The organism is Burkholderia sp. E168m23 (assembly GCF_016586125.1).
GTDB classification, from domain to species: Bacteria; Pseudomonadota; Gammaproteobacteria; order Burkholderiales; family Burkholderiaceae; genus Burkholderia; species Burkholderia orbicola.
Map to the genome: position 1 here is coordinate 1 of NZ_BCPP01000111.1, position 11465 is coordinate 11465.

The 11465-nt window shown below is 63.5% G+C and carries 6 protein-coding genes and 1 pseudogene; 6 read left to right on the top strand and 1 reads right to left on the bottom strand.

Annotated elements, in window-relative coordinates; genetic code table 11:
- On the bottom strand, nt 1-1047 hold a 1047-nt coding region (locus JMF90_RS08670; RefSeq protein WP_201325047.1), incomplete at its 3' end, for a glycoside hydrolase family 3 protein.
- A gap of 703 nt (nt 1048-1750) precedes the next feature.
- On the opposite strand from JMF90_RS08670, the gene JMF90_RS08675 reads away from it, so the two are divergent.
- The 6 genes and pseudogenes from JMF90_RS08675 to JMF90_RS08700 form a co-directional block, all read left to right on the top strand.
- Nucleotides 1751-4141 (top strand): hypothetical protein, encoded by a 2391-nt coding sequence (locus JMF90_RS08675; RefSeq protein ID WP_011694713.1) that lies wholly within the window; start codon nt 1751-1753, stop codon nt 4139-4141.
- Nucleotides 4142-4556: 415 nt separating this feature from the next.
- Nucleotides 4557-5744: a polysaccharide biosynthesis/export family protein gene (locus tag JMF90_RS08680; RefSeq protein ID WP_027812136.1), complete on the top strand. Its 1188-nt coding sequence runs from the start codon at nt 4557-4559 to the stop codon at nt 5742-5744.
- Between the two features lie 390 nt (nt 5745-6134).
- Nucleotides 6135-7922: an alpha/beta hydrolase gene (locus JMF90_RS08685; protein ID WP_011694714.1), complete on the top strand. Its 1788-nt coding sequence runs from the start codon at nt 6135-6137 to the stop codon at nt 7920-7922.
- Between the two features lie 297 nt (nt 7923-8219).
- Nucleotides 8220-9410, top strand: coding sequence for a glycosyltransferase family 4 protein (locus JMF90_RS08690; protein ID WP_011547871.1), 1191 nt, complete (start codon nt 8220-8222; stop codon nt 9408-9410).
- A 38-nt stretch (nt 9411-9448) separates the two neighbouring features.
- Nucleotides 9449-10702 (top strand): flippase, encoded by a 1254-nt coding sequence (locus tag JMF90_RS08695; protein WP_011547870.1) that lies wholly within the window; start codon nt 9449-9451, stop codon nt 10700-10702.
- A gap of 179 nt (nt 10703-10881) precedes the next feature.
- Nucleotides 10882-11465 (top strand): annotated as a pseudogene (locus JMF90_RS08700) (hypothetical protein); the annotation flags it as partial.

The following is an 11465-nucleotide window of genomic DNA, read 5'->3' on the forward strand; positions in this document are numbered from 1 at the left end:
CCGGTTCCCGGCCGCGAAATCGATCGTGCCGCCGCCTTGGGCCGGATCGTCCATCACGCCCACGCGGATCATCACGGCGAGCTTGCGGCGCACCATGTCGTCGAGGCGCGCGGTCGACACCGAGCCGTTCGCGATCGCCTGCTTGACGGCCGCCGGCGTCAGGTACACGCTCGGCCCGACGTCTTCTTCCTCGTCGAGCCCGGCATTGATCGCGGCGGCGGTGCTGTGCGTGGCGCCCCAGTCGGACTGCACCTGGCCCTGGAAGCCCCACTCGTTCTTCAGCACGTCGTTCAGCAGATGAGGGTTCTCGCACGCATAGGTGCCGTTCAGGCGGTTGTAGCTGCACATCACGCTACCGGGCCGCCCGCGTTTCGCGGCGATCTCGAACGGCAGCAGATACAGCTCGCGCAGCGTGCGTTCGTCGATCTGCGTATTGCCGCCCATCCGGCCGTGCTCCTGCTCGTTGCCCGCGTAGTGCTTGATCGTGGCGATGACTTTCTGCCGCTGCGTGGCGAGCGTGCGTTCGGCGAGCAGGTCGCCGGCGAGCAGCGGATCCTCGCCGAGATACTCGAACAGGCGGCCGCCGCGCGGCTCGCGCGCGAGGTTGGTGCCGCCGGCGAGGCCCATCCCGAATCCTTGCGCGCGCAACTGGATCGCGACCTGCTTGCCGTAGTCGTACGACAGCCGCCGATCCCAGCTCGCGGCGACCGCGATCGTGGCCGGGAACGTCGTGCTGGCCTGCGACGTGCTGCCGGAGCCGGTCGCCGAATCGACCATGTTGAGATCGGGAATGCCGAGCCGCGGCACACCCTGGATGTAGCCGGCGCCACCGCCCGGCACCTTGGACATTTCGTATTGCGAATGAATGAATTGAAGTTTCTCGTCGAGCGTCATCTTGCGCACGAGCAGGTCGGCGCGCCGTTGCGCGGCGGCCGATGCGAACGCGTCGGTCGCGTCGCCCTGCGCATTGAAATCGGCGTCGCCGGCGTAGGCAGTGGTGCAGAGGGTCGCTGCCAGCACGACGGCCGGCCAGAGTTTGTCCCGCATGTTGCTCTCCTGATCGTATTGCCGGTTGTTCGAATGATGTCTGGAGCTGCGCACGTCCGGTGGATTCGCACCGGACGGATTCGGCTGGCGGTGCAGGATGGTTGCGCGTCGGCATGCCAGGCCAGGCGGGGAATCGTTACGGCCGGTTGGGCTCGACCAGTCAATGCGGGCGGCGACGCAGGCCATCCCGCACTGTCGAATCGGGTGTAGCGATTCTCTGCTGCGACCAATGGTATGAATGTAGTTTGACTACAGCATCGGTGTTTCTACCGATCCGTGTGATCTTTATTTCGTAGTCGCGCTGGGTGGGGTGGAAAGGCGGTCATCGTTCCCGATGGTGGGGGTGTGGTCGGGTAAGAAGTACCTGTGTGCTGGTGCTATTGCGCGGGCAATACGCCGTGACTCGTGGTCCGGTTCGTTGCGTGTACATCTAACCGGGGCGACATTGACATGTCATCGAATACGACGCGGTTGACCGGATGTCCGAAACGTACTTTTCATGTGGCGATGACGGTATTGCTCAATCGCTTGGGTCATTTCACGCACTGTTTGCCGGTGAATCTGTTTCTAATCTTGCGCGGGTGCGTACGCTCGATCGAGTTCGCACATCTCTTTTCGATAATCAATCGACCGGGCATCGAATCCGAAGGTGCGACAGGAGTTGATTTCCGCAAAGTCCGACAATCACACGTCAAGGAACGATATGGCATTCCAGCTTCAGGATCGGGTCCAGGAAACGACCACTTCTACCGGTACGGGGGCGCTGTCCCTGGCCGGTGCAATGACGGGATTCCGAGCATTTTCGTCCGTGTGCGCCAATGCCGATACTTTCTATTACGGGCTGCAAGCGGTCACGGGGACCGGTGTTCCGAGCGGGAACTGGGAGATCGGAATCGGCGCATACAACGCCAGCGGGAACACGCTGTCGCGTACCACCGTGCTGGCGTCGAGCAATGGCGGTGCGATCGTGAATCTCGCTGCGGGTACCACGCAGGTGTGGATGGATTTACCCGCGGCGCTTCCGGCCAATTTGCCGGTCAGCGCCAAATATTTTGGTGCGAAGGGAAACACCCGGATCGTCAACGACGGCGTCACGACGTCGGGATCAACGTCGTTTTCGTCGGCCTCGGCGGTATTCACGGCGGCGGACGTCGGCAAGCGGATCGACATCGCGACAACGAACGCCAGCGGCGTTGCAACGCTGGTCGTTTCCACCACGATTGCGGCGTTCGTCAGCGCGACGCAGATCACGCTCGCGAAAGCCGCCAATGCGTCGGCGACCGGGGCGAACGTGGTCTACGGCAGCGACGACGGCCCGGCCCTGACGGCCTGGCTGAACTACCTGATGACTATCTGGCCGGTCAAGGGCGACCTGCCTGCCGGGGTCTACTATTCGAGCCTCGCGCTTCCGTCGATCACCAGGCCGATAGCCGTGTTCGGGCATTCGGCGCGCACCTCGATCATTCAGTTCGGCGCCGGCGTCAGCGGCCAATGCCTGACGGTATTGAACGCCGGCTTCAACAACGAAGCGACGGATTTGCCGCAGACCGGCAACGTGTCATGGACGTCGAACATGGCCGTGCTCGCCGGGTGTGTCCTGCGCGACTTTACCCTTCAGGGCAATCGCGCATGCGCATCACTGCAACATGGCCTGGTGTTGCAGGGCAACGTGGACTGGCTCGATGTCGCTCACGTGAACTGTCTGTATTTCCGCGGCGGCGGCGTGCTGTGGATGGACACCGGAAGCGGATCGACGCAAGCACGCGCCAACGTACGCGAGATCAATCTGAACACGATGAAGATCAGGCACTGCGGCGACCTGTCGACGAACACGCCGAGTTTCGGGATCTACCTTGACGACAGCCCGGCTGCCACTATGTCCGACTCGTCGAACCTGTTCAACCTGAACAATATCGACATCATCTTCAGCTATGGCACCGCGCTCGCCGTGCAGGATCGGCGCACGTCGAATACCGGCTTTCCGCTGTACGGAATTCAAGCGCGAAACATCGTGCTGCACGACCGGATGACGACGATGGGACTGAGCGGCGGCCGGATGTTCAGCGTCATCGGACAGGTCACGAACTGCCTTTTCGACATCAACTTCCCGTTGAGCGCACGTAACGACTACGCGGCGGAGATTCGGCCGAACCCGAATTTCAATGTCTATCCCACGGACAATGAATTTACCTTCGCGTTCCCGAAGACGGTGAAGGGGGTGACGATCGGGAACATCGGCTACAACACGATCAGGTTCAGGAATTATTTCGGATGCGCCGAGGCGGTATTCATTTCCACCGAGAGTCCGTACAACCTGAGAATCGATTGCGAGACCGACAGCGTGTTTCAGCAGGTCACCTCGGCGCTGGTTTTGACGGGGACGGGCGCCGTCGCGATTCCGGGCTGGTCGTTCGGTACGACGCCGAACCTGTCGATCTTCATGCCGGTCAACGCAGTCAACGGGACAGGCGACACGACGCTGGCGACCATTTTTGGCATCACGGGCACGATCGCGCGTTCCGGAAGCGTCACGGCCGGAACCGACACCTATACGTTTACGCCGTCTTCATCCAGTACGGCGTACATTCCCGCAGGAGAATACTTCTCGAAGATCTGTGTCGATGCGTCGCAAGGTAACGGGGTGGCCGGGCGTTACAAATATATTCCTGAGGACCGCTACGGACGTGCGGTCAACAGCGCATGGGCCAGCGGGCGCCTGCTGCAAATGTGGCCGTGGCAATTTCACATCGAGAATGCGACCGGGCTGGTTCGTTACAGCTACGGCGTGCCGACGGCCGACAGCGCCGGTAACGCGATGGCGGTGTGGTCCAACGGCTTCGTCGGCACCAGTTCGACGCCCGGGGTGACCGGTATCAGCAAACTGACGGCGAACTATGCGTCGCCGACGATGCTGACCAACCTGGTCGGCGGGATCGACGGCCAGTCGGTCAGGATCATCGCGACCAACGGCAACTGCACGATCGCGAACAACGCGAACATCCAGACGACGACCGGGGGAAACGTCGTCATGGTGAGCGGGCAGGTCCTGACTTTTACGTTCGACGCGACACTGAACAAATGGTGTGGCGGTTAGCAACCGGCGGTCGCGGTCGCTTTTCAGGGGAGTGGCCCCATTTCCGTATGAAGTTTGGCTTTCGGTGGGCTTGCTCACATACGCGCCGGGCTGGACGGTGTCCAATCGTGTATCGCCGCGGGAGCGGCCGCGCCGGAGCACGACCGGCGCGGCAGTATCCGTGCGGACCGTCCGTGTCGTATCGGGCGACGTTCGCGACGGCGATGCGGACGGTATGCCGGTGCGTAACCGCGATTTTCGTCGGGCGGGCCGGCCGACTGTAGACAGACGAGCGCGCCGAAGCGCCGCTCGGCCGTACGAAGCGATGTGCGGCGAGAAAGGATGCGCGGCAATGCAGCGCGAGCCGTGCCGGCAAGCGAAATGCGGTATCCGTCAGGTTGGGGCGGGCGGGTTCCGCTCAGTTTGGAAAGACGCGATGTCAACGACTACACAGAAGAAATCGAGGCTCGGCATGCCGCGGCTGCGCGTTGCGATGGCGGCGACCGTGTGTGTGCTGAATGCCTGCGCATTTGCGCCGGGCATGACATATCAGGCGCCGGCCGAACGCGATGCGAATGCGCGCGTGAGCGTTGCGGCGACGGGGTCGGGGGGACTCGACGGGGTGCAGAACGTGTCCAGCGAAGACCTGATCGAGATCACGCCTGCGTTCGTCGAACAACAGCATGCCGCGCGCTCTGCCGGCGTCGACGCCGAAATCCGGCAACTGTTCGGTACGCCAAAGGCATACGTGATCGGCCCGGGCGATGTGCTGAACATCGTCGTCTGGGATCACCCGGAACTGAACCTGCCGACGGCGCAGGCGACGAATGGCGACAATATCGGCACCAACTCGGTTGTGGCGGGGTACACGGTGGACGCGGGCGGTAACGTTCAGTTCGCGCAAGCAGGCCTCGTACACGTGGCCGGGCTCACCGAGGCGGAGGCGCGTGCCGCGGTGACCCGGCGGCTGGGCGAGTACGTGCGCAAACCGCAGATTGCGCTGCGTATCCAGGCGTATCGCAGCAAGCGAGTTTATCTCGACGGCGAAGTGCGCACGCCGGGGCTGCAGATCGTGAACGACATGCCGATGACGTTGCCCGAGGCGATCGATCGCGCGGGCGGCTTCACGGCCGGAGCCGACCGGTCGCAGGTCACGGTGACGCGCGGCGGCAAGACGGTGAACGTGAGTTTGCCGGCCATGATCGCCGCGGGTATCAATCCGTCCAATATCCTGTTGCGCGACGGCGATCTCGTGCGAGTGCGTCCGACGAGCGAAGCGAAGGTCTTCGTACTCGGCGAAGTGTCACGCCCGGCGACGCTGACGTTGACCGACGGACGGATCAGCCTCGGTGAAGCGCTTGGCGAGACCGGCGGCGTCAGTCAGTACACGTCTGACGCGCGGCAGATCTACGTGGTGCGCCGCGGGCCGGGGAACCGGCCGCAGGTCTATCACCTGGACGGTCGCGCGCCGGCCTCCTATGCGTTGGCCGATCAGTTTCCGCTCGAGCGTCGCGACGTCGTCTTCGTCGATGCGTCGTCGCTGGTGCGCTGGAGCCGCGTCGTGAATTTGCTGATTCCGTCCGCGGCGCAGGGCGCGCTCACGGCCCGGGCCGTGACGCCGTGAACCCGATCTCGACGGCCGCAGCCGCAATCGGTCATGTCACTGCCTGACACGCGTGACGGCTTCGTATTGAAAATGTAATGTGGCGTACGGAATCCGTCAGGACGAGATGGCCTAATCGCCTTAGACATTCGAGTGCGGCCGTCTGCGCCGCGCATCGAGGTCGTCCGGTGAAAAGCGGGGCGATATTGCGGAATGCAAATCAAGGGCATTCTCGAAACCTGCCTCTACATTGAAGCGCCTGCGGATCGGGGTGGTCCGCGGCGAGTGCGCGTGCGTTGCTGGCGCGCTTCCCTTCATGCATCCGGGCAACGATCGAACGCTTGCCCCATGGCCCGCGGCAAGCACGCGTTGAAACCCGGCCTGTCAGACACTTAAAACAAGGACCAAACCATGACACCCATCCAGTTCGATGGATGCGTCGGCTGGCTTCACGAGGGCACTCGACCACACGGCGTCGTCATATGCGAGCCGCTCGGCCATGAGGCGCTCTGGCTGCACAAGCTTGTTCGCTCAATTGCGGAACACCTTGCCGACCGTGGTTTTCCGGTTCTACGTTTTCACTATCCGGCGAGTGGCGATTCGCTCGGCGACGAACAGGATCCCGAACGTTTCGAGAACATGCTCGCAAGCGTGCGCCATGCCGTCCGGACCTTGCGCGACAACGCCGTGCTGGATGGCCTGACGCTCATCGGTGTACGCGCCGGTGCGCCATTGGCGCTTCTCGCTTCGGACGGCCTGTCCGGAATCACGCGTTTCATCGCACTTGCCCCCGTCGTGCGTGGTCGCAGCTACGTGCGCGAGCTCTCGCTCGTCGCGCAACGCTGGCTCGATAACCTGCCGCCGACCGTGCGGGAGGCGGTTCGTGACGAACGGCCGTTCAAGGTGCTCGGCCACGCGTATCCCGACGATCTCCTCGGAACACTCCGCAGTATCGACCTGTGCCAGGCTGCCGGCCAGCTGCGCGAGTTGCCCGCGCGCGCGCTGCTCGTCGATACGCCGTACGGCGATGGTCCGGCGTTGTCGGACACGCTGCGCGCGCGTGGCGTCGCGGTCAGTATCCACACATGTTCGGACTGGGCGGCCGCCATGTGCGAACCGCACCGCTCCCGGCTGCCGAATGCGTTGCTCGACACGATCGGAAGCTGGATCGACGACGATCCTGACGCGGACGTACGAACCTCCACGCGCCAGCACGTTTCCGACGTCGTCCTGGCCGGAAGCGGCAGTGTCGAGCGCGTGATTCGCATGGGGACGCAACCACTGATCGGGGTGCTGTGCGAGCCAGCCGACGACGCCATGCGTCTCGCGGCCCCCACGCTGCTTATCGCCAATACCGCCGCCAATCCGCGTACGGCCGACGGGCGGCTTGCAGTTCGCCTGGCGCGGTCGCTCGCCGCGCGCGGCATCCGCAGTCTGCGCTTCGATTCGAGCGGGATCGGCGACAGCAGCCTGCGTGCGCGTGACGATCAATCGGATATTCCGTATTCGGACCAGATGATCGACGACATGATCTGCGCCGCGCGTTGGCTGAAAGAGGCGGGTCACCATCGGATCGTCACGTTCGGAATCTGCTCCGGAGCGTACGCGTCGCTTCATGCCGCCGCGCGGGGCGCGCTTGCCGGCGCGATCACGATCAATCTCCCCGTGTTTGTCTGGCCGCGCGGACAGACACTGGCGGATGTCGTCGACAACCAGACCAATTCGATGCGTGGTTATGTCGCTTCATTGCGCAGCCTCGGCAAGTGGCGCCGGGTGCTGCTCGAGGGGCGTGATCCGCGTCCGGTGCTGCGTGCGCTGATTCGTTTCGTCGCCGACTTCACGACGGTCCCGATCAAGAGCTTCATGGAGCGCATGGGGCGCGCGCCGGACAAGGATACGCCGCGCGGGATGCTGCACGACATGTCGGCACGCGGCATCCAGGCGCATCTCCTCTACGGCACGTTCGATCCGGGCGTCGATGTCGTGGTTCGGCATTTCGGTCCGGTGTCCGGTGCGTTCGCGCATTTGTCGAACGTATCGGTCGATACGCAGGACGGGCTCGACCATTCGTTGCACAGCGATGCCGCCGCGCAGTACGTGGTCGACCGCTGCGCTGCGCTGCTTTCCGGCTGGCATGCGCCGGCGGAGCCGGTTTCGACGGCAAGGCCGAAAGCGGAAGCCGAACGCGCGACGCCGTAGCGTTCGGTTACCCGCCGCCGCATTTGAGCGCGGCTGGACGACGCCCAGGCTACGGGCGGGGAGGAGCACGCCCCGTGTGCCGGCGACCGGTTGAAACCGTCCGAAAGTGACCGTGCGAACAGATCCCCGGTTTCCGGCACAGTATCTTGACGGTGTCTATTTCTCGCGTCGCCCGTTTTCGACGGTGCCGGCGTCATGAGGCTGCTCAGGAATGTGGATGCAAAGAAACCGCCGTGGATGCTGGACAACATGTAAACGCCACGCGTCGCAGGCGACGTGCCATTCGGGGCGGTCGTGATGCGTGTACTGGTCGTCAACGATTTCGTTCGCAAGGGCGGGGCCGAGGAAGTGTACCGGCTGTCCGTCGACGTGCTTCGCGCGCGCAATGACGTCGAGGTCGAAACGTTCGACGAGCGCACGCTGATCGATGTCGAGAACGGTCGTCGCGCACGCGCGTGGTCACCTGCTGCCGCACGCGCGCTCGACACGTTGCTCGAGCGATTTCGTCCGCAACGGATCCTCGTGCACAATTACCACAACCTGCTGTCGAGCGCGATCCTGCCCGTGCTCGGGCGCTACAAACGGCGCTCGAAGTGCCGTTTGTACATGACCGCGCACGACTACCACCTGGTGTTCTACAACCCGAGTCTGATGGTCTACCGGGGAGGGCGCGCGCAACCGCTATCGCTCGATCAATTGCGTCGCGGCAGGCGTATCGTTCTCACCGCCAGCCCGCGCGGTTTTCTTCACGATGTCGCGAAGAAGCTGCATTGGCACGCGGTCAACGCGCTTTTCGACCCGCTCGGCCTGTTCGACGAGATTCTCTGCCCGAGCCCGTTCATGCGCGACCTGATCGCACGATTCGGTCGGACACCGGCGACACTGCTGCCGAATCCGATCGATACGACGCTGGTTCCCCGTACACCGAAGCCTGCGCGGAGAGGCCGTCTCGATCTCGCGTTCGTCGGTCGCCTGGAGGCCGACAAGGGCCTTGCCCAGTTTCTCGCGCTCATGGGCGAATCGCCCGGCGACGCGATTGGGTCGCTGACGGTCTACGGTGACGGACCGGAGCGCGGCAGCCTCGAGCAACATCACGCAGCACTTGTGGAGGCGGGGCGGCTGCGCTTTGCCGGGCGTCTCGATCATGCAACGCTGTTTGCCACGCTGCCGACGCATGACGCGATCGTACTGCCGTCCATCTGGGTGGAAAACGCGCCGCTCGTGATCGTCGAAGCGGCCATGCTGGGCCTGCCGGCACTCGTGCACGACATTGGAAGCCTGTCGACCTTCGGCGACGATCTCGGCAACAAGATTCGCTACCGGAACACGGCCGACGACCTGGCACGCGCGCTCGTCGAACTGCGGGCGCACCTCGACGACGAGCAGCGTCGCTACGACTGGTCACGCTACTCGGTCGACCGCTATGCGGCGTCGCTGTATGCCGCGCTCGGTATCGGCGGGAATGTATCGCGCACGCGGGCACATTGACAGTCGATGCACTGTTTCCTCTCAGCCCGGCAAGCACGATGACCGCCGTTCGAAAAAATTTTGCGTTGTTGTTTGCGCTGCAGATCTCGACGTACGTCGTGCCGCTCGTCACGCTGCCGCTCCTGACGCGCGTGCTCGGCCCCCAAGAGTACGGCCGGCTATCGTTCGTGCTTGCGGTGACGACGTATTTCATCAATCTCGCGAACTATAGTTTCGACCTGACGGCAACGCCGCGTGTCGCCCTCGCAAACGACAGGATGGAGCGGTCGCGCATTTTCTGGACGACGGTTTGCGCCCAATGGGCGATCACCGTCGCCGGCTTCGGGTTGCTCGTCGCGCTGACCATGCTCATTCCTCATTTTGCCGCGGAGCGCAGAGCGCTGCTGATCGGTTTCGGGATGGCGATCGGTGCCGCGCTGACGCCGGGCTGGTATTTTCAGGGTATTCAGAAGCTGAGTGTCTATAGCGTGACGGTGGTGGTGTACCGGGTACTCAGTGTCGCTGCCATCTTCCTGTGGGTGCGCACGGAGGACGACCTCCTGCATGCAGTCGCGATCAATACGGCCGTGCCATTGCTGTGCGGGATCACGCTGCTGGCGTACCTGTTCTTTCATCGCGAGGTCGAGCGCGTTCAGGTGCGACTTTCGGACGTCGTCGAAGCGTTGAAAGGCGGCTTTCAGGTGTTCCTCGCCTCGACGTCGATCTCGTTTTACGCGTCGACCAATACCGTCCTGCTGAGCATGGTTTCCGGTAACGTCGCCGCAGGCTATTTTGCGGCCGGTGACAAACTCATCCGTGCCGCGGTCGGCTTGTTGCAACCGCTCAGGGCGGCAACCTATCCGCACGTGACCTACCTGATGCATCACGCGCGCGACGAAGCATTCGCATTCCTGCGCAAGCTGATCGTCATGCAAGGCGCGCTGGTGCTGGCCATGTCGGCGACGATCTATGCATGCGCGCCGCTGGCGGTCCGTATCCTGTACGGCAGCTCGTTTGCGCCGACGATCGGCGTGCTGCATTGCCTGGCGCTGGTGCCGTTCATGGCATGCATGACCGACCTGTTCGGCGTTCAAACGATGTTGCCGCTCGGGATGAAGCGGGCGTTCAGCGTCATCCTGATCTCGTCGGGCGCGTTGAACGTGACGTTGCTTCCTCCGCTCGCGATGCTGTTTGCCGAACGTGGCGCGGCGATCGCGGTGCTGATCGCCGAAACGGCCGTCGCCGTCGCGCTTGCATACGTCCTTCGCCGTGAACGCGTCGGCGTGCTCGATCTGTCGGCGCGTTCCGGTTGATGCGAAGGCCGGTTCTCCGGGGCCGGAAACCTGCCGCGCCACTGCCGCCGAATGTGTGGGTTGTCGAACGTTTCTCGCGGCTGCGCGCTCCTATACTGGCGTGACAGCAGGGTAGGCCGGGAACCGTATCACGCGCGATACGTGTGCGTCGCTCCGCTCTAAAACGTGTATCGAGCACCATGAACGGAAACCGATCGATCAACCGACTGTGGGCAGCGACATTCATGATCGCGATCGCGAGCGAGGTATTCTCCGGCGCGATCCGCTATTACACGTCGATCGCAGGCGTGTCGATGCTCGGCTATCTGCCGAAGGCCCTGATGGTCGGCTGCATCGCGTTCGGCCTTGCGGTGCGTCCCCGTGTCAGCACCCTGCTCGTTGCGAGCTTCATGGCCGCGCAGCTGTGCGTTTCGCTCGCGAACGGCGTCAGTCTCGTGGCCGCATGCTTCTGGGTGTGGACGGTCGCGCCGTTGCTGTTCGTGCTGTTGATGCCGCCTGACGCGTTGGCGATGCTCGAGTCGAACGCGCTGAGGTTTGCGCTCTTCGCGTTGGCGATGGCCTGCTGTGCCGGGGTCATGCTCAACGAGTTCGTCCATCTGCCATGGGTCGGCGGCAGTATCGACGTCGACGGCGTCAATGTGCAACTGGCAAGCTCCAATTACGTCGGTTCCGTACCGCGCCTGCCCGGGTTCGGTCGAAGCAGTGCGTCCACAGGCCTCGTGATCGGCCTGCTGACTACGTGGCTCGTCCCGCGCCAGCGCAA

Bases quoted from the DNA above. Each gene is read 5' to 3' on its own strand.
- JMF90_RS08675 (WP_011694713.1), top strand. From the start codon at position 1,751: ATGGCATTCCAGCTTCAGGATCGGGTCCAGGAAACGACCACTTCTACC.
- JMF90_RS08680 (WP_027812136.1), top strand. From the start codon at position 4,557: ATGTCAACGACTACACAGAAGAAATCGAGGCTCGGCATGCCGCGGCTG.
- JMF90_RS08685 (WP_011694714.1), top strand. From the start codon at position 6,135: ATGACACCCATCCAGTTCGATGGATGCGTCGGCTGGCTTCACGAGGGC.
- JMF90_RS08690 (WP_011547871.1), top strand. From the start codon at position 8,220: ATGCGTGTACTGGTCGTCAACGATTTCGTTCGCAAGGGCGGGGCCGAG.
- JMF90_RS08695 (WP_011547870.1), top strand. From the start codon at position 9,449: ATGACCGCCGTTCGAAAAAATTTTGCGTTGTTGTTTGCGCTGCAGATC.